The sequence below is a fragment of the Serratia sp. ID 25-353 genome (assembly GCF_054792795.1).
In genome coordinates this window covers 552,367-574,782 of record NZ_CM139236.1, presented here as the reverse complement: position 1 = coordinate 574,782, position 22,416 = coordinate 552,367, and the positions used below count along the sequence as shown (strand labels likewise).

Annotated in this window: 22 protein-coding genes; 9 read left to right on the top strand and 13 right to left on the bottom strand. The window is 61.6% G+C overall.

All coding sequences use genetic code 11. The features are described from left to right. Positions 1–245: 245 nt before the first annotated feature. Positions 246–1,148 carry a LysR family transcriptional regulator gene (locus tag ACYF6X_RS02665; RefSeq protein ID WP_107227568.1) on the top strand — a complete coding sequence of 301 codons (903 nt, stop codon included), beginning with the start codon at positions 246–248 and terminating at the stop codon, positions 1,146–1,148. Here the strand turns inward: ACYF6X_RS02665 and eutC are convergent. Together eutC and ACYF6X_RS02655 are read right to left on the bottom strand one after the other, a co-directional pair. Next, positions 1,127–1,918: an ethanolamine ammonia-lyase subunit EutC gene (eutC, locus tag ACYF6X_RS02660; RefSeq protein ID WP_130017800.1), complete on the bottom strand. Its 792-nt coding sequence runs from the start codon at positions 1,916–1,918 to the stop codon at positions 1,127–1,129. The two genes, ACYF6X_RS02665 and eutC, sit on opposite strands and share 22 nt — an antisense overlap. After that, positions 1,915–3,300 carry an ethanolamine ammonia-lyase subunit EutB gene (locus ACYF6X_RS02655; RefSeq protein ID WP_130017799.1) on the bottom strand — a complete coding sequence of 462 codons (1,386 nt, stop codon included), beginning with the start codon at positions 3,298–3,300 and terminating at the stop codon, positions 1,915–1,917. The genes eutC and ACYF6X_RS02655 overlap by 4 nt, the downstream gene beginning before the upstream one ends. Positions 3,301–3,459: 159 nt before the next feature. Here ACYF6X_RS02655 and ACYF6X_RS02650 point away from each other — a divergent pair, with 159 nt between their 5' ends. Continuing rightward, complete coding sequence (locus ACYF6X_RS02650; RefSeq protein ID WP_130017798.1) at positions 3,460–4,008, top strand: nucleotidyltransferase family protein; 549 nt, start codon at positions 3,460–3,462, stop codon at positions 4,006–4,008. 52 nt (positions 4,009–4,060) lie between these two features. Continuing rightward, positions 4,061–4,528 carry a FlxA-like family protein gene (locus ACYF6X_RS02645; RefSeq protein ID WP_063988903.1) on the top strand — a complete coding sequence of 156 codons (468 nt, stop codon included), beginning with the start codon at positions 4,061–4,063 and terminating at the stop codon, positions 4,526–4,528. 1 nt (position 4,529) lies between these two features. On the opposite strand, the gene ACYF6X_RS02640 is transcribed toward ACYF6X_RS02645, so the two are convergent. After that, positions 4,530–5,450 carry a LysR family transcriptional regulator gene (locus tag ACYF6X_RS02640; RefSeq protein WP_063988902.1) on the bottom strand — a complete coding sequence of 307 codons (921 nt, stop codon included), beginning with the start codon at positions 5,448–5,450 and terminating at the stop codon, positions 4,530–4,532. Between the two features lie 96 nt (positions 5,451–5,546). Between ACYF6X_RS02640 and ACYF6X_RS02635 the strand changes: the two genes are divergently transcribed. Then, the gene (locus ACYF6X_RS02635) at positions 5,547–6,545 is read left to right on the top strand and encodes a bile acid:sodium symporter family protein (RefSeq protein ID WP_063988901.1); all 999 of its coding nucleotides are present in this window, start codon (positions 5,547–5,549) and stop codon (positions 6,543–6,545) included. 26 nt (positions 6,546–6,571) lie between these two features. Here the strand turns inward: ACYF6X_RS02635 and ACYF6X_RS02630 are convergent, their stop codons facing one another. The 3 genes from ACYF6X_RS02630 to zipA all read right to left on the bottom strand — a co-directional run bounded on the left by ACYF6X_RS02630 (position 6,572) and on the right by zipA (position 9,904). Then, positions 6,572–6,787: a DUF3820 family protein gene (locus ACYF6X_RS02630; protein ID WP_004936441.1), complete on the bottom strand. Its 216-nt coding sequence runs from the start codon at positions 6,785–6,787 to the stop codon at positions 6,572–6,574. After that, positions 6,787–8,808, bottom strand: a complete 2,022-nt coding sequence (ligA, locus tag ACYF6X_RS02625; protein ID WP_130017797.1) for an NAD-dependent DNA ligase LigA — start codon at positions 8,806–8,808, stop codon at positions 6,787–6,789. The genes ACYF6X_RS02630 and ligA overlap by 1 nt, the downstream gene beginning before the upstream one ends. 79 nt (positions 8,809–8,887) lie before the next feature. After that, complete coding sequence (gene zipA / locus ACYF6X_RS02620; protein ID WP_107227564.1) at positions 8,888–9,904, bottom strand: cell division protein ZipA; 1,017 nt, start codon at positions 9,902–9,904, stop codon at positions 8,888–8,890. 221 nt (positions 9,905–10,125) lie between these two features. On the opposite strand from zipA, the gene cysZ reads away from it, so the two are divergent. From cysZ to crr, 5 genes are all read left to right on the top strand, one after another. After that, positions 10,126–10,884, top strand: coding sequence for a sulfate transporter CysZ (gene cysZ / locus ACYF6X_RS02615; RefSeq protein WP_130017796.1), 759 nt, complete (start codon positions 10,126–10,128; stop codon positions 10,882–10,884). Positions 10,885–11,069: 185 nt separating this feature from the next. Next, the gene (gene cysK / locus ACYF6X_RS02610; protein ID WP_033635454.1) at positions 11,070–12,038 is read left to right on the top strand and encodes a cysteine synthase A; all 969 of its coding nucleotides are present in this window, start codon (positions 11,070–11,072) and stop codon (positions 12,036–12,038) included. Positions 12,039–12,437: 399 nt separating this feature from the next. Then, positions 12,438–12,695 (top strand): phosphocarrier protein Hpr, encoded by a 258-nt coding sequence (gene ptsH, locus ACYF6X_RS02605; protein WP_033635455.1) that lies wholly within the window; start codon positions 12,438–12,440, stop codon positions 12,693–12,695. A 46-nt stretch (positions 12,696–12,741) separates the two neighbouring features. Beyond that, positions 12,742–14,469, top strand: a complete 1,728-nt coding sequence (ptsI, locus tag ACYF6X_RS02600) for a phosphoenolpyruvate-protein phosphotransferase PtsI (protein WP_015378671.1) — start codon at positions 12,742–12,744, stop codon at positions 14,467–14,469. A gap of 49 nt (positions 14,470–14,518) precedes the next feature. Next, entirely contained in the window at positions 14,519–15,028 is a 510-nt protein-coding gene (gene crr, locus ACYF6X_RS02595) for a PTS glucose transporter subunit IIA (protein ID WP_004936467.1), read from the top strand. A 298-nt stretch (positions 15,029–15,326) separates the two neighbouring features. On the opposite strand, the gene ACYF6X_RS02590 is transcribed toward crr, so the two are convergent. From ACYF6X_RS02590 to ACYF6X_RS02560, 7 genes are all read right to left on the bottom strand, one after another. Then, complete coding sequence (locus ACYF6X_RS02590) at positions 15,327–16,649, bottom strand: ATP-binding protein (RefSeq protein ID WP_130017795.1); 1,323 nt, start codon at positions 16,647–16,649, stop codon at positions 15,327–15,329. Between the two features lie 6 nt (positions 16,650–16,655). Next, complete coding sequence (locus ACYF6X_RS02585) at positions 16,656–17,336, bottom strand: response regulator transcription factor (RefSeq protein ID WP_130017794.1); 681 nt, start codon at positions 17,334–17,336, stop codon at positions 16,656–16,658. Positions 17,337–17,593: 257 nt separating this feature from the next. After that, positions 17,594–18,475 carry a cysteine synthase CysM gene (gene cysM / locus ACYF6X_RS02580; RefSeq protein WP_033638551.1) on the bottom strand — a complete coding sequence of 294 codons (882 nt, stop codon included), beginning with the start codon at positions 18,473–18,475 and terminating at the stop codon, positions 17,594–17,596. An 81-nt stretch (positions 18,476–18,556) separates the two neighbouring features. Then, positions 18,557–19,645: a sulfate/thiosulfate ABC transporter ATP-binding protein CysA gene (cysA, locus tag ACYF6X_RS02575; RefSeq protein WP_063988895.1), complete on the bottom strand. Its 1,089-nt coding sequence runs from the start codon at positions 19,643–19,645 to the stop codon at positions 18,557–18,559. After that, positions 19,635–20,510: a sulfate/thiosulfate ABC transporter permease CysW gene (gene cysW, locus ACYF6X_RS02570; RefSeq protein ID WP_019453851.1), complete on the bottom strand. Its 876-nt coding sequence runs from the start codon at positions 20,508–20,510 to the stop codon at positions 19,635–19,637. The genes cysA and cysW overlap by 11 nt, the downstream gene beginning before the upstream one ends. Then, positions 20,510–21,349, bottom strand: coding sequence for a sulfate/thiosulfate ABC transporter permease CysT (cysT, locus tag ACYF6X_RS02565; protein ID WP_019453852.1), 840 nt, complete (start codon positions 21,347–21,349; stop codon positions 20,510–20,512). The genes cysW and cysT overlap by 1 nt, the downstream gene beginning before the upstream one ends. Beyond that, positions 21,350–22,372: a sulfate ABC transporter substrate-binding protein gene (locus ACYF6X_RS02560; protein ID WP_107227561.1), complete on the bottom strand. Its 1,023-nt coding sequence runs from the start codon at positions 22,370–22,372 to the stop codon at positions 21,350–21,352. It lies immediately after the preceding gene. Between the last annotated feature and the right edge of the window lie 44 nt (positions 22,373–22,416).

The following is a 22,416-nucleotide window of genomic DNA, read 5'->3' as shown; positions in this document are numbered from 1 at the left end:
TCGAATATCAAATTGAACGGTTAATCTGGTGTTGGAGCGACAATCAACTCCACAGGCGGCTCGCGCGGCCTGGGAAAAACATCTGTTATTTAGAACTAAGCGCCGCGAGGTTTATGCGTTTTCTCTCTATGCGGCCGGGATGAGACGGCGCTGAGGCGCGTCGTCAACCCGCAGCCAGAGTAGCCGCCGCGCCGTCGGCAGAGAAGCAGGTATTCATAAGAAACGCTTTTGCATATAATGCAAAAATGAATGACGCACGCTATGTTGAACACCTGCCAATTTTTCTCGACGTCGCCCGCCTGGGCAGCTTTTCCGCCGCCGCGCGCCGGCTGGGCATGGTGCCCTCTTCGCTGGTGCGCCACATCGACGCCTTGGAAAGCGCGCTCGGCGCCGCGCTGTTCGTGCGCTCCACCCGTGGCCTGCTGCTGACCGACGCCGGCGAGCTGCTGCTGACGCGCGCCGCCGCGCTGATGACGGACATTACCGGCCTTCGCGCCGAGCTGAGCGCGCTGAACGAAACGCCGCAGGGCACGCTGCGCATCAGCTGCCTGCCGACCTTCGGCAAAACCTATGTGCTGCCGCTGCTGCCGACGCTGGCGGAACGCTACCCGCAGCTGTCGGTCGACCTCGATCTGACCGAACGCCTGACCGATCCGACGCAGGAACGGCTCGACGCCGCCCTCCGCATCGGCGAGCAGAAGGACAGCGCGCTGTATGCCAGTCGCATCGCCACCCAACGCTGGGTGATGTGCGCCAGCCCCGCCTACGTCGCCCGCTATGGCCTGCCGGCCGATCTGGAGGCGCTGCCGCAGCATCGGCTGATCGCCCGTTATCACAAGCAGCAGCCGGCCTGCTGGGCCCAGATCCTCGACGCAGCGCTGATGAGCCGCTGCACCATGGCGCTGCGCTGCGACGACTTCACCGCACAGCGCCAGGCCGCGCTGCTCGGCCTCGGCATCGCCTTTCTGCCCAACTGGGTGGTGGGGCCGGACGTGCAGCACGGGCAACTGGTGCAAATGCTGGAAGATCCGCGCCATGAGCAGCAAGGTATCTATCTGCTGCGCCCGATGGCGAAGGTGTCCGCCCGGCTGGCGGCCTTCACCGCCCTGCTGCAGCAAACTATCGGTCAACCGCCCAGCTGGGGATAAAGCGGCGTCACCCGGCCGTGCAGCGCCGGGTTGTCGCTCTCGTCCTTCAGCTCGATGCCGCTCAGCCGCCGCAGGAACGCCTGCTCCAGCAGCCAGGCCAGGCGGAACGCCGCCTGCGGGTAATCCAACCCCTCGGGGCGCACGTTGGAGATACAGTTGCGCTGGGCGTCCGTTCTGCGCGCATTCGGCCCCCAGGTCAAATAGACGCCCAGGCTGTCCGGCGACGACAGCCCCGGCCGTTCGCCGATCAAAACCGCCACCGCCCTGGCCTGCAGGCATTCGCCGATCTCATCCCCCAGCGCCACCCGCGCCTGATGCGCCAGCACCACCGGCGCAACGGTCAGCCCCAGCGTATCGAGATAGGGCCACAGCGCCTGCAGCAGCGGCAGCGCCTGGCGGTGCACCGCCTTGGAGGAAAGGCCGTCCGCCACTATCAGCAGCAGATCGACGCGGTGCGATGGCACGCCGAGCAGCAGGCTGCGGCTGTCCAGCGCTAATCGCCGCCCCAGATCCGGTCGGCGCAGATAGGCGGCGCGGTCGGCGGCCTGGCTATGTACCGCCAGCGTGGGCCAACCGGCATCGTGGAGATCCGCCGCCAGCCGCTCGCTGTCGAAAGGCTGATGCACCGCGTCGCGCGCCTGGGCATGGGCCAGCCCGAAGCGCAGCAGCTCGTCGGTCGGCAGGCTGGCGCCGGTGCGCCCCAGCGCGATACGCGCATCGGTAAAGGCGCGCAGCGCGTCCCAGCTGTTGGCGTGAACCGGTTTGATCATGTGCGTTCTCCCTGCAGCGCCAGCAACAGCGGATGATTGGCAGCGGCGTCGCGCAGCCGCCCGCGTTCGTCGGTGATGTTCATCGCCGCCAGCCAGGCGGCGAACTCCGGCGCGTGCTTCAGCCCCAGCAGCTCGCGGATATAGAGCGCGTCATGGAACGACGTGCTTTGGTAGTTGAGCATGATGTCGTCCGCGCCCGGCACGCCGATCAGGAACGTCAAGCCAGCGGCGGCCAACAGCGTCAGCAGCGTATCCATGTCGTCCTGATCGGCTTCGGCATGGTTGGTGTAGCAGACGTCGCAGCCCAGCGGCAGGCCGAGCAGCTTGCCGCAGAAATGGTCCTCCAGCCCGGCGCGGATAATTTGCTTGCCGTCATACAGGTATTCGGGGCCGATAAACCCCACCACGGTGTTGATCAGCAGCGGCGAGAAATGGCGCGCCACCGCATAGGCGCGCGCCTCGCAGGTTTGCTGATCGACGCCGTGATGGGCGTTGGCCGACAGGCAGCTGCCCTGCCCGGTTTCGAAATACATCACGTTGTCGCCCAGCGTGCCCCGCCCAAGGCTCAGCGCCGCCTGCTGCGCTTCCGCCAGCAGCGCCAAGCTGATACCGAAACCGCGATTGGCCGCTTCAGTACCGGCGATCGACTGGAACACCAGATCCACCGGCGCGCCGCGCTCCATCAGCCGCAGCGTGTTGGTCACGTGGGTCAGCACGCAGGATTGGGTGGGAATGGCGAAGCGCTGGATCACGTCGTCCAGCATGTAGTTGAGCTTTTCCAGCAGCGGCAGGCTGTCGCTGGCCGGATTGATGCCGACCACCGCGTCGCCGCTGCCGTACAGCAGGCCGTCCAGCATGCTGGCGGCGATGCCCTGCAGGCTGTCGGTCGGGTGATTGGGCTGCAGCCGCACGCTGAGGTGGCCCGGCAGGCCAATCGTATTGCGAAAGCGCGTCACCACCCGGCACTTCTTCGCCACCAGGATCAGATCCTGATTGCGCATGATCTTGCTCACTGCCGCCGCCATCTCCGGCGTGATGCCGGCCGCCACCTGCGCCAGCATGGCGCTGTCCGCCTGCTCGCTCAGCAGCCAGTCGCGAAAATCGCCGACCGTGAGGTGCGAGATGGGTTCAAAGGCCGCACCATCGTGGCCGTCGATAATCAGGCGCGTCACCTCGTCCTGTTCGTAGGGCACCAGCGCCTGCTGCAGGAACGCCTTGAGCGGCAAGTCCGCCAGCACAATGCGCGCCGCCATACGCTCTTCGGCGCTTTGCGCCGCCACCTCCGCCAGATAATCGCCGGAACGCGCCGGCGAAGCCTTCGCCATCAGCTGACGCAGATCGCCAAAGCGATAGCCGCGTTGGCCCACCGTTGCCTGATACATAGCCCCCTCCCTTGCCCCGAGTGACGAGATAAAAGCCCTGCACCAAGTGTAGTCAGTGGGAAAAGAAAATTATTTTGCACGCGATCGCCGCCATCGCGCTTTCCCCCATTTCACCCGCCGCCGCTTCGGGTTACAGTAGCCGCGAAAAAAGGAGGGGTGATGGATCCGCAACGGCAAATTATCGACTGGCTGCAACAAGATGACGCGCGCATGGCCGCCCTGCGCACCGTGCGCCGGCTCGGCCTGAATGACTGGTGCCTCGGCGCCGGCTTCGTACGCAACCTGGTGTGGGATCGGCGCCACGGCTATAAGGAGCCCACGCCACTCAACGATATCGACGTGATCCACTTCGATTCGCAGCGTGCGGACGCCGAGCGCGATCGCATGCTGGAGGTGCGGCTGCACCAATGGCTGCCGCAGCCGTGGTCGGTCAAGAATCAGGCGCGCATGCACCTGCGCGGCGGCCGGGAACCCTATCGCGACAGCGAAGAGGCCATCAGCTTCTGGACCGAAGTGGAAACGGCGATCGGCGCGCGCCTGAACGCCGACGACAGCATCACGCTGGTGGCCCCCTTCGGCCTCGCGGCGCTGTTCGACGACACCATCACCTTCAACGTGAAAAACGGCGATCGCACGGCCTATGCCCAGCGCGTGCTCGACAAAGGCTGGCTGCAGCGCTGGCCTCACCTGCGGCAGGTAAAGATTTAGCCACCGCTGCCGATACCCTGAACAGCGATAGCCAGACTCAGGGAGAGCATCCATGTCGACCACCATCACCATGATCGTACCGATCAAAAATACCGTTCCCGGCGTCAGCAACGTCTTCAGCGCGCCGGGCCATCAGGGCGAATTGCTGATGGCCAAACCAGTCAACAACCAGCCGCAAGGCGGCAAGATGGAGAAAAACGAACGCGCCAACGGCAATGACGAACCGGTTAATCTCAACGAAAGCCGCGCCTCGGTGCGCATCAAGGCGCTGAACCGGCAGATTCAGGCTCTGCAGCAAAAGCTGGTGGAACTGAAAGACTCCAGCGCCGATCCCAAAGAGATCGAGAAGCAAAAGCAGCTGATCGAAGCGCAGATCAAGATGTTGCAGGCCGAGATCGCGCGCATCCAGAAAGAAGAGATGGAAAAGCAACAGCAGGAGCAAATGAAGAAAGCCGCAGCGCAAGCCGGCGACGGCGTAAACCGCCCGACGCCGCTCAACGCGGTGGACGTCTATATCTGACTCAATATGCCGCGTTTTCCTGCCGGCGCTGGTGCAGCAGCGCCGCCTGCTGACGCGCGACCTGCCAGATGGCCTCCGCCGCCGGCGTCAGCGAGCGATTCTTGCGCCGCACCAGCATCAGCGCGCGGTTGATCTCCGGCACCAGCCGCCGCACCCGGAGCCGCCCCCCTTCCGGTAGCGGCAGCGCCAACGCCGGGAAGATACTGATGCCAATCCCTTCCGCCACCATCGGGAACAGCGTGGCCGGATGGCCGATTTCCTGCACCACCTGCGCCTCGACGCCCTGCTGCCTCAGCGCGCTGTCGATCAGCGGCCGGCTGCCCGACGCATAATCCTGTAACACCAGGCGGCAGCCGTTTAACGCCGACCAACGCACCTCTTGCTGCGCAGCAAACGGGTGGTCGTCGCGGCACAGCAGCAGGAACGGTTCATGCAGCACCGCTTCGCACTCCAGGTCCACCGCCTGCACCGGATCGACCACGATGCCGAAATCCACCTCGGCGTTGCGCACGCTGTGCAGTACCTGCTGCTGCGCCTGATCGCGCAGCATGATGCGGATCTCCGGGTATTCACGCTCGCCGGCGGCGATGCACTGCGGCATCAGATGGGCGGAAATGGTCTGGCTGGTCGCCACCCGCACCGTGCCGCTGCGCTGTACGCCAAAGCTGCGCGCATCCAGCAACGCGGCCTGCAGCTCGTCCAGCAGCCGTTCGACCCGGTTGGCCAGCCGCAGGCCGGCGTCGGTCAACACCACTTCACGCGTGGTGCGATCCAGCAGGCGCACGCCGATCTCCGCCTCCAGCTCTTTCACGCTGTGGCTGACCGCCGATTGCGTCAGGCCAATCGCCTCACCGGCGCGGCTGAAGCTGCCGTGGCGGGCGACAGTGACGAACACCCGCAGCTGTTTGAGTGAGTAATTCATGTGTTTTATTCATAGATAAATTAAATAAATCAATTTAATTATTATATGCCCACGCGGGAGAATAGCCCCATCGATTTTCTACCCGAGCGCATCGCCATGAGATTCCTGCCCGATCGTTTTACCCTGACGCTGATCGCCACCGTGCTGCTGGCGTCGTTCCTGCCGGCGCGCGGCGAGTTCGTCGGCTGGCTCAATGCCCTGACCATCGCCGCCATCGCCCTGCTGTTCTTCATGCACGGCGCCAAGCTGTCGCGCGAGGCCATCCTGGCCGGCAGCAATAACTGGCGGCTGCATTTGTGGGTGATGTTCAGCACCTTCATCGTTTTTCCGGCGCTGGGGATGTTGTTCGCCTGGTGGGCGCCGATCGACGTCAGCCCCGAGCTGTACGCCGGTTTCATCTACCTGTGCATCCTGCCCGCCACCGTGCAGTCGGCCATCGCCTTCACCTCGCTGGCGGGCGGCAACGTGGCGGCGGCGGTGTGCAGCGCTTCCGCCTCCAGCCTGCTGGGGATCTTCGTGTCACCGCTGTTGGTCGGCCTGCTGATGAACGTGCACGGCGATACCGGCAGCCTGCGGCAGGTGGGCTCGATCGTGCTGCAGCTGCTGGTGCCGTTCGTCGCCGGCCACCTGCTGCGGCCGCTGATCGGCGGCTGGATCGAGCGCCATCGCCCGCTGATCGGTAAAACCGACCAGACCTCGATTCTGCTGGTGGTGTACGCCGCCTTCAGCGAGGCGGTCACGCACGGCATCTGGCATCAGGTGGGGATCGGTTCGCTGGCGTTTATCGTCGGCGGCAGCATCGTGCTGCTGGCGATCGTGCTGGTGGTGAACACCTACATGGCGCGCTGGCTGGGGTTCAGCAAGGCGGACGAGATCACCATCGTGTTCTGCGGTTCGAAGAAAAGCCTGGCGAACGGCATTCCGATGGCCAATATCCTGTTCCCGGCGGCAACGGTGGGGATCATGGTGCTGCCGCTGATGGTGTTCCATCAGGTGCAGCTGATGACCTGTGCGGTGCTGGCGAAAAGGTATCAGCGCAAGCAGCGGGCGCAACAGGCGGTGCCCAACGCCAACGCGCAGGCGTCGCGCGGGTAAAAAAAGACGGGCCAAGGCCCGTCAGTTCAGCTTTTCTTCAGCGGCTTGACCAGGTGGTCAAGCCCTTCGATTTTAATCGCCAGCGTCATCTCCATCAGCATGCCGAGCTTGCCTTTGGGGAATTCGCCCTTGCGGGCGAACCACAGCAGGTACTCTTCGGGCAGGTCGATCAGCACCCGCCCCTGGTACTTGCCGAACGGCATCACGGTATTGGCGATCTCCAGCAGGTTTTCCTTTTCCATCAGTCACCCAGCAGGCGGATCATCTCCGCTTCGTCGATCACGGCGATACCCAGCTCCTGCGCCTTCGCCAGCTTGGAGCCGGCCGCCTCGCCGGCGATCACCAGATCGGTTTTCTTCGACACGCTGCCGCTGACCTTGGCGCCCAGCGCCGTCAGGCGATCTTTGGCCTCGTCGCGCGACAGCTGGCTCAGCGAGCCGGTCAGCACCACGGTTTTGCCGGCGAACGGGCTGTCTATCTCTTCCGCCACCACCATCACCGGCGCCGGCCAGTGGATGCCGATTTCGGCGCCCACCAGCTCGTTGATCACCTGCTGATTGAGCGCTTCATCGAGGAAATTGCGGGTGTGTTTGGCCACCACTTCGCCGACGTCCGGCACCTCTTTCAGCGCTTCGATATCGGCGGCGAACAGCTTCTCGAGCGATCCGAAATGCGCCGCCAGGTTGGCGGCGGTCGCTTCGCCAACCTCGCGAATGCCCAGCGCATACAGAAAGCGAGCAAAGGTGGTCTGTTTGGATTTTTCCAGCGCATTGACCAGATTCTGCGCCGATTTAGGCCCCATGCGATCCAGGCCGGTCAGAATGCCGGCGGACAAGCGGAACAGATCGGCCGGGTTCTTCACGTACTCTTTGTCCACCAGTTGCTCGATGATCTTGTCGCCCATGCCTTCAACGTCCAGCGCGCGGCGGGAAACAAAGTGCTTCAACGCCTCTTTGCGCTGCGCGCCGCAGATAAGACCGCCGGTGCAGCGCGCCACGGCTTCGCCTTCCACGCGCTCAACGTCGGAGCCGCACACCGGGCAGTGCAGCGGGAACACCACTTCGCGCGCATCCTGTGGCCGACGATCTTCCAGCACCCCCACCACCTGCGGGATGACGTCGCCGGCGCGGCGCACGATCACCGTATCGCCGATGCGCAGCCCCAGGCGCTCAATTTCATCGGCGTTGTGCAAGGTGGCATTGCTGACGGTCACCCCGGCCACCAGCACCGGCTCAAGGCGCGCCACCGGCGTAATCGCGCCGGTGCGGCCAACCTGAAACTCCACTTCGCGCACCACGGTGATCTGCTCCTGCGCCGGGAATTTGAACGCCGTCGCCCAGCGCGGCGCACGCGCCACAAATCCCAGCGTTTCCTGCAGATCGATATCGTCAATCTTGATCACCACGCCGTCGATGTCGAAACCGAGCTGCGCGCGGTCCTGCTCGACCTGGCGATAAAACGCCAGCACTTCCTCGCTGCCGGTGCGGCGTTGGGCGCGATCGCTGACCGGCAGGCCCCAGGCCTTGAACTGCATCAGGCGCTCAAAGTGGCTGCGCGGCAGCTCGCCGCCTTCCAGCAGGCCGACGCCGTAGCAGAAGAAGGTCAGCGGGCGTTTGGCGGTAATGCGCGGATCGAGCTGGCGCAGCGAGCCGGCAGCGGCGTTGCGCGGGTTGGCGAACACCTTGCCGTCTTTGCGCCTCGCTTCTTCGTTCATTTGTTCAAAACCGGCCTGCGGCATGAACACTTCGCCGCGCACTTCCAGCCGGCGCGGAATATTGTCGCCGGTCAGGCGCAGCGGGATGGCGCGGATGGTGCGCACGTTAGTGGTGATGTTCTCGCCGGTGGTGCCGTCGCCGCGCGTCGCCGCGCGCACCAGCTCACCGTCTTCGTACAGCAGGCTGACCGCCAGGCCGTCCAGCTTCAGCTCGCAGCAGAAAGTCAACGGATCGCTGCTTTTGAGCCTATCCTGCACGCGCTTGTAAAATGCCAGGAAGCTTTCTTCGTCGAACACGTTGTCCAGCGACAGCATCGGTACTTCGTGACGCACCTGGTCGAACGCCGCCAGCGGCGCTGCGCCCACACGCTGGGTCGGCGAATCGGCGGTGACCCACTCCGGATGCGCGCTCTCCAGCTCGCGCAGTTCGCGCATCAGGCGGTCATATTCCGCATCCGGCACTTCCGGCGCATCCAGCACATGATACTGGTATTCATGATGGCGCAGTGTGGCTCGTAGTTCATTGATTTGTTGGATTATCGATTCCATGGCTCACCATCAAAGATAAAAAACCCCCGGCTAGCGGGGGCTTTGTTGTTACGGATGTTCAGTGCGCGCGGCAACCCGGTCAGGCGTTGTTTTCCAACACTTCACGGATACGCGCTTTGTAGGTTTCCAGCTTCTGCGGCGTCATCATGCGGCGCTCGTCGTCCAGCACCACGCCGCCCACGTCGTCGGCGATGCGCTGTGCCGACTGCAGCATCAGCTTGAAGTTCTGATTGGCGTCGCCGTAAGACGGCACCATCATGAACATCGACACGCCCGGCGTGGAGAAGTCGGACATCATGTCAGGATCGAACGACCCCGGCTTGACCATGTTCGCCAGGCTGAACAGCACCGGGCCGCTGCCGGCCGGGCTGATATGACGGTGGAAGATGCCCATCTCGCCAAACTGGAAGCCCGCCTGCAACACGCTCTGCAGCAGCACTTCGCCGCCGATTACGCCGCCCTGATGGGCCGCGACGTGCAGCACCAGCACGGTCTCTTTCAGTTTAGCCTGAATGGGCGCAGCCGCCGGTTGCGGTGCAGGTTCCTGCGCCGGCTTCACTTCCGGCGCTTGCTGCACAGGGGCCGGCTCGGCGTGGAATGCCGGTTCCGCCCCCTGCGGCGCCTCATGTTCATGCGGCAGATCGTCGACGCGCGGCTCACGGCGCGCGGCCGGTTGCGGTTGCTGCGGCTCGGCCTGTTCTTCGTCCGGCGCGTAGTTGTTCAGCAGGATGTCATCATACTCCGGCCGCTGAGACAGCGGAGGCGGCGTCTGATGGGCAGCCGGTTGAACGGCGCGGGGCGCTGGCGCAGCCGCCGGAGCAGGCTTCGTCGCGGCCACGGGTTCTTCGCGTGCGGCATCGAAATGGCCGAATGACGGCTCGTCTTGCGGGTGAGCGGCGCGTACGCGCACCTCACCGACGCCTTCTTCGAGATCGTCGATCGGAGTTTGTTCACGTTCCTTTTGGGAACGTTTGGCTGGGCGATCGCGGAAGAGCGCTGACCGTTCTTTGCGACTGGTCCACAGACCGTGCAATAACAGCGCTATTATGGCGATCGCGCCAACAACGATTAATATCAGACGCAAATCCTGCATCATTGCTATCTCTGTTGTTCCAATACATTGCCACCGCGGCAAACATTCACTCTTTAACTCTATTTGCCCGCGCACACAAGTGCAAGTCCGTGCTGAACTTTATGCCAATAAAGATGATTATACTGCCTTTTTCTGCTGGTTTTTCAGCCAACCCTACCCTAGCCAGTGGAAAATCATCCCTATATGATAATGATGCCTGTTCAGACAACGAGATAACTTAAGATATGTCCTATACGCAGTCCCCTTCCCGTTCGACCAGCGGCATTCACTATTTCGCCGAAGGTTGGCGCCTGATTTCGCGCCCGGGGATTAAACGCTATGTGGTCTTGCCGTTGCTGGTCAACGTGCTGCTGATGGGTTCCGCTTTCTGGTGGCTGTTCAGCCGGCTCGGCGACTGGATCCCGACGATGATGAGCCACGTTCCCGACTGGCTGCAATGGTTGAGCTACCTGCTGTGGCCGCTGGCGGTCATTTCGGTGCTGCTGGTGTTCAGCTATCTGTTCAGCACCCTCACCAACCTGATCGCCGCGCCGTTCTGCGGCCTGCTGGCCGAGCAGCTCGAAGGCAGCCTGACCGGCAAACCGCTGCCGGACACCGGCCTGCTCGGCATCGCCAAAGATCTGCCGCGCATCATGGCGCGCGAATGGCGCAAGCTAATGTATTACCTGCCGCGCGCGCTGCTGCTGCTGGCGCTCTACTTCGTGCCCGGCATCGGCCAGACGGTGGCGCCGGTGCTGTGGTTCCTGTTCAGCGCCTGGATGTTGGCGATTCAGTATTGCGACTACCCGTTCGACAACCACAAGGTGAGCTTTGCCGACATGCGTCGCGCCTTGCGCCAGCACAAAACCGACAACCTGCAGTTCGGCGCGCTGGTCAGCCTGTTCACCATGATCCCGATCCTCAACCTGGTGATCCTGCCGGTCGCCGTCTGCGGCGCCACCGCGATGTGGGTCGTTCGCTATCGCTCGCAATTCGTCCGATAACCGCCGTTTTTTACCGCCGATAGCGCGGAAATTTTCTACAGGGCGCGCATTTCGCGCCCTTATCATTGTGCTTAAAACTTATTTCCTAATAACATATAGATATACCAATTCTTTACTTCCCTGCCGGTACTGTTAGCGTATGCTTTCGATGTTCCCCACATTTTCATAGAGTTAAAGGACGGGCTATGAGCAAGATATATGAAGACAACTCATTAACAATCGGCCATACGCCGCTGGTTCGTCTGAACCGTATCGGCAACGGACGCATTCTGGCCAAGGTTGAATCACGCAACCCGAGCTTCAGCGTCAAATGCCGCATCGGTGCCAATATGATTTGGGATGCGGAACAACGCGGCGTACTGACCGCCGGTAAAGAGCTGGTGGAGCCGACCAGCGGCAACACCGGCATCGCGCTGGCCTTCGTGGCCGCCGCGCGCGGTTACAAGCTGACGCTGACCATGCCGGAAACCATGAGCATCGAGCGCCGCAAGCTGCTCAAGGCGCTGGGCGCCAATCTGGTGCTGACCGAAGGGGCGAAAGGCATGAAAGGCGCTATCGCCAAAGCCGAAGAGATCGTCGCCACCGACCCGAACCGTTACCTGATCCTGCAACAGTTCAGCAACCCGGCCAACCCGGCCATCCATGAAAAAACCACCGGCCCGGAAATCTGGGAAGACACCGACGGCGACGTCGACGTGTTCATCTCCGGCGTCGGCACCGGCGGCACGCTCACCGGCGTCAGCCGCTACATCAAGAACACCAAAGGCAAGGCCATCACCACAGTGGCGGTCGAGCCGACCGACTCGCCGGTCATCAGCCAGGCGCTGGCCGGTGAAGAGCTGAAACCGGGCCCGCACAAGATCCAGGGCATCGGCGCCGGCTTCATTCCGGGCAACCTCGATCTGGACCTGGTGGATCGCGTCGAGAAAGTCTCCAACGACGAAGCCATCAGCATGGCGCGTCGCCTGATGGACGAAGAAGGCATTCTGGCGGGCATCTCCTCCGGCGCAGCGGTTGCGGCGGCGGTGAAACTGGCCGAAGAACCGGCGTTCGCCGACAAGACCATCGTGGTGATCCTGCCCTCTTCCGGCGAACGTTACCTGAGCACCGCGCTGTTTGCCGATCTGTTCACCGAGCAGGAATTGCAGCAGTAATTCCGCCACTGCACAAATCGCTAAAAAAGCACCCTGCGGGGTGCTTTTTTGTGGACTGGATCAAACTTTATAGCAGTCCAAGATTGCTTTTGCCCGTCGGCTTTAGTATTTAACGGTGCATTATTTCGATGCGCAAAATTAATCACCCCCTGAGCCCGGCCAAGGCTGAATCGATTTACTCATCTGTCGCCGACGCGTCGAATCGGGCATAATGGGGAGCGGATTGGAACGACGTCTAAAGCCGAGTTTTTTGATCTGAAGTGCCTAACGCGTCGTTTTCTGTTGCATCAACGTTCGCCCCTGTCCATAGTCAGGCGCTATAACCAGACAAGCTAAAGTCAGGCCCCTGGGCTAAACTTTAGCTCCACAACATTAATCCAATAAGTTGGGGAAACATCAATGTTCCAGCAAGAAGTTACTATTACCGCTCCGAATGGTCTGCATACTCGCCCTGCCGCTCAGTTCGTTAAAGAAGCCAAAGGCTTCGCGTCTGACATCACCGTGACCTCCAACGGCAAAAGCGCCAGCGCTAAAAGCCTGTTCAAACTGCAAACTCTGGGGCTGACTCAAGGGACCGTAGTGACCATCTCAGCTGAAGGTGAAGACGAGCAGAAAGCCGTTGAGCACTTGGTAAAACTGATGGCAGAGCTTGAGTAATCGGCCCGTCTTTTTAGTTAACACCAGTCAAGAGTAAGGTAGGGTTATGATTTCAGGCATTTTAGTATCACCGGGCATCGCTTTTGGTAAGGCTCTCTTGCTGAAAGAAGACGACATCGTCATCAACCGGAAGAAAATCTCTGCTGATCAAGTAGAGCAGGAAGTCTCGCGTTTTCTGGCCGGCCGCGCGAAAGCGTCCGAACAGCTGGAAGCGATCAAGACCAAAGCTGGCGAAACCTTCGGCGAAGAGAAGGAAGCTATCTTCGAAGGCCACATCATGTTGCTGGAAGACGAAGAGCTTGAGCAGGAAATCATAGCCCTAATCAAAGACGATCTGGCCTCCGCAGACGCCGCCGCCTACACCGTGATCGAAGGTCAGGCGAAAGCGCTGGAAGAGCTGGACGACGAATACCTGAAAGAACGCGCCGCCGACGTGCGCGACATCGGTAAGCGCCTGCTGCAGAACATCCTGGGCATGCCGATCGTCGATCTGGGCTCCATTCAGGACGAAGTGATCCTGGTGGCCACCGACCTGACCCCGTCCGAGACCGCGCAGTTGAACCTGGACAAAGTGCTGGGCTTCATTACCGATCTCGGCGGCCGGACTTCCCACACCTCTATCATGGCGCGCTCCCTGGAGCTGCCGGCGATCGTCGGTACCAGCGACGTGACCAAGCAGGTGAAAAACGACGACTACCTGATTCTGGATGCGGTTAACAACAAAATTTACGTTAACCCGACTGCTGACGTTATCGATCAGCTGAAAGCCGCCCAGAACCAATACATCACCGAGAAAAACGATCTGGCCAAGCTGAAGGACCTGCCGGCGATTACGCTGGACGGCCATCAGGTTGAAGTCTGCGCCAACATCGGCACCGTGCGCGACGTCGCCGGTGCAGAGCGCAACGGCGCGGAAGGCGTCGGCCTGTATCGTACCGAATTCCTGTTCATGGACCGCGACTCGCTGCCGACCGAAGACGAGCAGTTCCAGGCTTATAAAGCCGTGGCGGAAGCCATGGGCTCGCAGGCCGTGATCGTCCGCACCATGGACATCGGCGGCGACAAAGACCTGCCGTACATGAACCTGCCGAAGGAAGAGAACCCGTTCCTCGGCTGGCGCGCCATCCGCATCGCGATGGACCGCCGTGAAATCCTGCACGCCCAGCTGCGCGCCATCCTGCGCGCTTCGGCGTTCGGCAAACTGCGCATCATGTTCCCGATGATCATCTCCGTGGAAGAAGTGCGCGATCTGAAAGGCGAAATCGAGACGCTGAAAGCGCAGCTGCGCGAAGAAGGCAAGGCGTTTGACGAGAGCATCGAAGTGGGCGTGATGGTGGAAACACCGGCTGCGGCGGTCATCGCTCACCACCTGGCGAAAGAAGTCGACTTCTTTAGTATTGGGACAAACGATCTAACCCAGTATACTCTGGCGGTAGATCGCGGCAACGAGCTGATTTCTCATCTCTATAACCCGATGTCCCCATCAGTGCTTGGCCTGATCAAACAGGTTATTGATGCATCTCACGCGGAAGGCAAGTGGACCGGCATGTGCGGCGAACTGGCTGGCGATGAGCGTGCTACACTGTTGTTATTGGGCATGGGGCTGGATGAGTTCAGCATGAGTGCGATTTCAATCCCGCGCATCAAGAAAATTATTCGTAACACGAATTTCGAAGATGTGAAGGCGTTGGCAGCGCAGGCCTTGGCACAGCCAACGGCACAAGACCTGATGAATTGCGTCAATAAATTCATCGAAGAAAAAACGCTCTGCTAAACTTCCACGACACTGGAACGCCGCCCAATTTAATGCTTAGGAGAAGATCATGGGTTTGTTCGATAAACTGAAATCTCTGGTTTCTGATGACAAGAAAGACACGGGCACTATCGAGATCGTCGCTCCCCTTTCTGGCGAAATCGTCAATATCGAAGATGTGCCGGACGTAGTGTTCGCTGAAAAAATCGTTGGCGACGGTATCGCTATTAAACCGGCCGGCAACAAAATGGTTGCTCCGGTTGACGGCACCATCGGCAAGATTTTCGAAACCAACCATGCATTCTCTATCGAATCCGACAGCGGCATTGAGCTGTTCGTCCACTTCGGCATCGATACCGTAGAACTGAAAGGCGAAGGCTTCAAACGCATCGCCGAAGAAGGTCAGCGCGTCAAGAAAGGTGACGTGGTTATCGAGTTCAACCTGCCACTGCTGGAAGAGAAAGCCAAGTCTACCCTGACGCCGGTCGTTATCTCCAACATGGACGAGATCAAAGAGCTGATCAAACTGTCCGGCAGCGTGACCGTTGGCGAAACCCCGATCATCCGCATCAAGAAGTAAGCGCGGATGAGCAAGAAAAACGGCGCCCTCGGCGCCGTTTTTTTATCCCCTTCGTCTTTCGAACCGCAGCGTTGTTGGCCGCACGTGCTCACCCCGGTCACTTACTGGAGTAAGCTCCCGGGGATTCCCCCGCTTGCCGCCTAGCTGCAATTCGAAACCCTTTGGGTATACCGCGGATAATAGACGTTATCGGCGCAGGCAGTTTGAACATGGACAGCGCGCAACCTTCGGAGCGTACACGCAGTACGTGACGAAGGCGAGCACTGCCCTAGTTCAAAATGGCAAGTAAGATAGTCTATTATTGCCAGCGCGGGATGCGCAGGGTTATGACCAGCCCCTCTTTATCGCCGTTGCGCGCCTCAACCTGGCCGCCGTGCGCCAGTACCACCTTGCGGGTGATCGCCAGCCCCAGACCGTAGCCCTTGCCCGACAGCGCCGACTTCACGCGCACGAACGGATCGAAGATGCTCGACAGCTTCGCCTCCTCGACTCCCGGCCCCTGATCGCTGACCGCGATCTGGAACTGATTATCGACGCGCGTCAGCGCCACCGTCACCCGCTGGCCGTGGCTGGAAAAGCGCAGCGCATTGCGCACGATGTTGTCCACCGCTCGCCGCATCAGCTCCGCATTGCCCTTGACGGTGTACTCCACGTCCGACTCGGCCTGCAGCACGATATCCACGCCGGGCACCTGCGCCTCATAGCGCGCATCGCTCACCACCGCATCCACCAGGCCGTACAGATCGAAATACTCCTCGTCCGGCAGGCTGCTGTGTTCGGTTCGCGACAACGCCAGCAGCTCGCCGATCATTTTGTCCAGCCGCACCGATTCGTGTTCGATGCGCTTGAGCGAGGTTTCGACGTTGCCGGCATTCTGCCGTGCCAGGCCGATCGCCAGCTGCAGGCGCGCCAGCGGCGAACGCAGCTCGTGCGAAACGTCGTGCAACAGCTGCTCGCGGGCGCTGACCAGCAGTTCCAGCCGCTCGGCCATGGTGTCGAAATCGCGCGCCACGTCGGACAGCTCGTCATGACGGCGCCGCATCTTCGGGAACAGCCGCACCGACAGATCGCCCTGCGCCACCCGATCCAGACCGCCGCGCAGCTGACGCATCGGCCGGGTCAGGTTCCAGGCCAGCACGGCGCTGAACAGCAAACCGCCCAGCCCGCCGACCCACAGCATCGGCGCAGGAATGTTGAAGAAATGGGAGCGCCGCTCCGGCCGATACTCTTCCCGCAACCCGCGCACGTTATAACTCAGCCAGTATCCCTGCCCTTCCCCGGTCTGCACCCAGGCAGAGATCTCTTTCGGCATCCGCCGCCCTTCAAATGCCGGTTCTTCCGACGTGGGCGGCGGTGGTTGGGTCATTGGCGTCACGGACAGCAAACGCCTGTCGTCCTCGGGCCAGTCGCGCATCAAGGCTTCCAGCGCCGGCATGCCGCCGCTGCGCAACTGGGTGGCGGCCGAAGTCAGCTGCAGGCCGATGACCCGCCGCGCCATGGCGTTCTCCGGCGGCACATAGCGATCGCCATAGAGAGAAAACGCCACCCACAGCGCCTGCGTCATGATGAGAAAGGTCAGCCAAAAGCCGAGCAAAATTTTCCAGAACAGTCTTCCGCGCATGTCAGATTACCGAATGCGATAGCCGATGCTACGCACCGTCTCAATGCTGAGCTTACTGCCGGCCAATGCGCTCAGCTTCTGGCGGATATTGCTGATGTGCACGTCCACGCTGCGATCATAGGCCTCACGCGGGCGCCCCAGCCCCTTCTCGGACAGCTCGTCCTTCGACACCACGCGATCCGGCGCGCGCAGCAACAGCTCCAACAGATTGAACTCCGAAGCGGTCAGATCAAACGCCTTACCGCACCATTCGCTGCTGCGGGTTGAAGGGTTCAGCGTCAGCTCGCCGAAGCTGATGGCGGCCTCGTCGTCCGCCTCTTGCGGCCGCTCTTCGAAACGGCGCAGCACCGCACGCAGACGCGCCACCAATTCGCGCGGATAGCACGGTTTGGGCATGTAATCGTCGGCGCCCATCTCCAGGCCAATCACCCGATCGATGTTGTCGCCTTTGGCAGTCAGCATGATGATCGGCAGCCGGCTCTTTTTACGCACGTCGCGCAGCACGTCGATGCCGCTCATGTCCGGCAGCATGATGTCGAGGATCATCGCGGTATAGTCGCCCGACAGCGCGCCCTCTACCCCCGCCTTGCCGGTCAGCACCAGCGTGGCGTCGAAGCCTTCGCCCGTCAGGTATTCGCTCAGCATGGTGCCAAGCTCCAGGTCATCGTCGACCAGTAAAATTTTCATGCCTTGCTCCTTCACCGATTTTCGTTATTTTCCCGCCAATTCCGCCGGCCCGCAGCCGGTTTTACTCAATCCTTACACATCGCGGTTCGCGTCTCGCCATCGTTAGTGTGGCTGCTGTCGCGCAATTTCTCTACTTCTGTCAGGGTATTGGCATGCCGACAGGCGCCGGCCACCGCGCAGGCGGGCCGGCTATACCGTCGGTCAAAAGGGAAGTGAGAAGGGTTTTCCCGGCGGAACGCACCGCCGGGAGGGCACATTCAGTCGAACACGCCGGTGGAGAGGTAACGGTCACCGCGATCGCAGACGATCGCCACCACGACGCTGCCGGGATGGGCCGCCGCGACGCGCAGGGCGCCGGCTACCGCGCCGCCGGAGCTGACGCCGCAGAAGATGCCTTCACGCTGCGCCAGCTGGCGCATGGTCTGCTCGGCATCGCGCTGCTCGATATCCAGCACCTGATCCACCAGCTCCGGGCGGAAAATGCCCGGCAGGTAAGCGGGCGCCCAACGGCGAATGCCGGGGATGCTGCTGCCTTCTGCCGGCTGCAGGCCGATGATCTGTACCTGCGGATTCTGGCTCTTCAGGTAACCGCCCACGCCGGTAATGGTGCCGGTGGTGCCCATGCTGGAAACGAAGTGGGTGATGCGCCCTTCGGTCTGGCGCCAGATCTCCGGGCCGGTGGTGGTGAAATGGGCATAGGGATTGTCGAGATTATTGAACTGATCCAGCACCTTACCCTGCCCCTGGCGCTGCATCTCCAGCGCCAGATCGCGCGCCCCTTCCATTCCCTGTTCACGGCTGACCAGGATCAGCTCGGCACCGTAGGCGCGCATCGCCGCCTGCCGCTCCAGGCTCATGTTCTCCGGCATCAGTAGCTTCAGCGTATAGCCTTTCAATGCAGCAATCATCGCCAGCGCAATGCCGGTGTTGCCGCTGGTGGCCTCAATCAGCACGTCGCCGGGCTTGATCTCGCCGCGCAGCTCCGCCTGCTGGATCATCGCCAACGCAGCGCGATCCTTCACCGATCCCGCCGGGTTATTGCCTTCCAGTTTGACCCATACCTCGCTGCCCGCCTGGGCGGCCAGCCGTTGCAGTTGTACCAGCGGGGTGTTCCCGATGCATTGTTCGAGCGTTGTCACGATCTTTGCCTGTGTGTTGGTGTGCGTAAAGTAAAAAGGCAACCCGGGGGTTGCCTTGAAGAAAAGGGCTGCTAAAACCTATCAGGCGCTTTTGGCTAACGCAACAGGTTGCAGCAGTTGATCGCCGGCATACAGCCGCGCATTGAGGCTGCCAACGTAGTAACGGCCGCCGCGCACCGGCGTGGCGTTGCCCTCCGGCAGCACTAGGCTTATCGGTTCCTGATGCCAGCCGATCGGCTGCACCGTCAACTGCCAGAAATGGCCGCGCGGGCTGACTTCCAGCACCTGAACCGGCAGCGGGCAGCGCTCGCTGCTTTCGGTCGCCACTTCCATTTCCCACGGGCGCAGGAACAGATCGACGCTGCCCTGGTGCATCGGCTGGAACGACAGCGGCCACTGGTGCGCGCCGACGAACAGCTGAGAGCCGCGAATTTCGCCGTTCAGGCGGTTCACTTCCCCCATGAATTCCAGCACGAAACGGCTCGCCGGTTCGCGCATGATTTCGACCGGCGACCCGACCTGTTCGATATTGCCCTGGCTCATCACCACGATGCGGTCGGCCACTTCCATCGCCTCTTCCTGATCGTGGGTAACGAATACGCTGGTGAACTTCAGCTCTTCGTGCAGCTGACGCAGCCAACGGCGCAGCTCTTTGCGCACCTGTGCATCCAGCGCGCCGAACGGTTCGTCCAGCAGCAGGATTTGCGGTTCCACCGCCAGGGCACGCGCCAGCGCCACACGCTGTTTCTGGCCGCCGGACAGCTGCGACGGATAGCGGTTGGCCAGGTGGCCCAGTTGCACCATCTCCAGCAGTTGGGTGACTTTCTGTTTGATCGCCGCGGCGTTCGGCCGCTCGCGGCGCGGCAGCACGGTCAGGCCGAAAGCGATGTTGTCGAACACCGTCATGTGGCGGAACAGCGCATAGTGCTGAAACACGAAGCCCACGCGCCTGTCGCGCGCGTGCATGTGGCTGACGTCGGTGCCGTGGAAGCCCAGCTTGCCGCCGCTCTGACTTTCCAGCCCGGCGATGATGCGCAGCAGCGTGGTCTTGCCGGAACCGGACGGCCCGAGCAGCGCCACCATCTCGCCGGAAGCAATATCGAGCGAGATATCGTTCAATACCTTGGTGCGACCGAAGTACTTGTTGATGCCGTTAATCTCAATGCTCATGATTTTCCTCCCGCTCGAGACGCGCGTTTTGACGTTCCAGACGCCACTGCAGCGCGCTCTTCAAAAATAGGGTAACGATCGCCATCAGGGTCAACAGGGCGGCGGCGGTAAAGGAGCCGACGGTGTTGTAATCCTGCTGCAACAGCTCGACCTGCAGCGGCAGGCTGTAGGTTTCGCCGCGAATCGAACCGGACACCACCGACACCGCGCCGAACTCGCCGATGGCGCGCGCGTTGGTCAGCACCACGCCATACAGTAGCGCCCAGCGAATGTTGGGCAGCGTCACGCGGCGGAACATCTGCCAGCCGGACGCCCCCAGCAAAATGGCGGCCTCGTCTTCCTGGCTGCCCTGGCTGAGCATCATCGGCACCAGCTCGCGCACCACGAAGGGGCAGGTGACGAAAATGGTCACCAGCACCATGCCTGGCCAGGAGAACATGATCTGGATGTTATGCGCATCCAGCCAGCCGCCCAGCAGGCCGTTGCTGCCGTAAAACAGCAAGTAAATCAGCCCCGCCACCACCGGTGAAACGGCGAACGGGATATCGATCAGCGTCAGCAGCAGCTGGCGGCCGGGGAAGGTGAAGCGCGTCACCAGCCACGCCAGCAACGTGCCGAACACCAGGTTGAACGGCACGGTGATCAGCGCGATCAAGACCGTCAGCCAAATGGCGTGCAGCATGTCCGGATCGAGCAAGTTGCTCCACATCGCGCCGAATCCTTTGGAAAAGGCCTCGGCGAAAATCGACATCATCGGCACTACCAGCAGCAGCACCGAGAACAGCGCGCCGATGGCGATCAGCGTCCACTTGCCCCAGTTGACGCGCGGGCGCTCGGCGCCGTTGAAGGCGGAAACATCAGCCATCAGTGCCCTCCTCCCAAGCGTCTGCCGAAGCGGCTTTGCAATACGTTAATGCTAAACAGCAGCAGCAGCGACGCCGCCAGGATCACCGAGGCGATGGCGCTGGCCGCCGGGTAATCGAACTCCTGCAAACGCACAAAAATCATCAGCGAGGTCACTTCCGTCTTCCAGGCGATGTTGCCGGCGATGAAAATCACCGCGCCGAACTCGCCCAGGCTGCGAGTAAAGGAGATGGCGGTGCCGGCCAACAATGCCGGCGCCACCTCGGGCAGCACCACGCGGCGGAAGCTCTGCCAGCGCGTGGCGCCCAGCGTCTCGGCCGCCTCTTCGTATTCCGGCCCCAGCTCTTCCAGAACCGGCTGCACGGTGCGCACCACAAACGGCAGGCTGGTGAACGCCATCGCTACCGCGATCCCAAGCCAGGTAAAGGTAACCTTGATATCGAAGTGCGCCAGCCACTGACCATACCAGCCGGTGGTGGAAAACAGGCCGGCCAGCGTCAGGCCGGCCACCGCGGTCGGCAGCGCGAACGGCAGATCGATCAGGCCATCCAGCAGCGAGCGGCCGGGAAAACGGTAGCGCGTCAGGATCCAGGCCATCAGCATACCGAACACCGCATTGAACAGGCTGGCGACGCCGGCCGCCAGCAGCGTCACTTTATACGCCGCCACCACCTGCGGGTTGGAAATCACTTCCCAGTATTGCGCCAGGCTCATCTGCGCCAGCTGCATCACCAACGCGGTGAGCGGCAGCAGCAGGATCAAACAGGTATAAAACAGGCTGCTGCCGAGGCTGAGGCCAAATCCGGGCAGCACCCGCTTACTGGACGACAACGCCAACATTTACTTGCGCCCTGCCGCTAACAGCTGATCCAGCTCGCCGCCGGTGGCGAAGTGGGTTTTCATCACCTGCGGCCAGCCGCCGAATTGATCTTCCACGCGGAACAGTTGGGTGTCCGGAAATTGCCCCTTCGCGGCAGTCATCGCTTTCTGGTCATACACGCGGTAGTAGAAGCTGGTGATCACCTGCTGCGCCGCCGGGCTGTAGAGATAGTTCAGATAAGCTTTGGCCGCCTGTTCGGTGCCGTTACGCTCGACGTTTTTGTCGACCCAGGCCACCGGGAATTCCGCCAGAATATCGACCGGCGGCACGATCACTTCGTACTTGTCTTCACCGTATTGCTTACGGATGTTGTTCACTTCGGACTCGAAGCTGATCAGCACGTCGCCCAAGCCGCGTTCGACGAAGGTGGTGGTCGCGCCGCGGCCGCCGGTATCGAACACCAGCACGTTTTTCAGGAAGCGGGTCATGAAGGCGCGGGTCTTGGCCGCGTCGTTGCCGTCGGCCTGGCTGGCGGCGCCCCAGGCGGCCAGATAGGTGTAACGGCCGTTGCCGGAGGTTTTCGGGTTCGGGAACACCAGCTTCACGTCGTCGCGCACCAGATCGTTCCAGGTGTGGATGCCCTTCGGGTTGTCCTTGCGCACCAGAAACGCCATGGTGGAATAGAACGGCGAGCTGTTGTTTGGCAGGCGCGCCTGCCAGTCCGCTGGGATCAGCTGCCCGCGATCGTGCAGGATCTGCACGTCGGTGACCTGGTTGTACGTCACCACGTCGGCGCGCAAACCCTGCAGGATCGCCAGCGCCTGCTTCGACGAGCCGGCATGCGATTGTTTGATGGTCAGCTTGTCGTTCGGATGCTGTTGATTCCACTGCTGTTCAAAGCCGGGATTCAGCGCGACGAACAATTCACGGGAAACGTCATAAGAGCTGTTCAGCAATTCCGTCGCCGACGCGGCGCCGCTCGCCAACAGCGCAGCCGCCAGCCAACCTTTCAGCACGAGATTTTTAACCCGGTTTTGTTTCATTCTGCACCTTATCACTGAGTCATTCCTTCAGGCTTTCGCCTTAT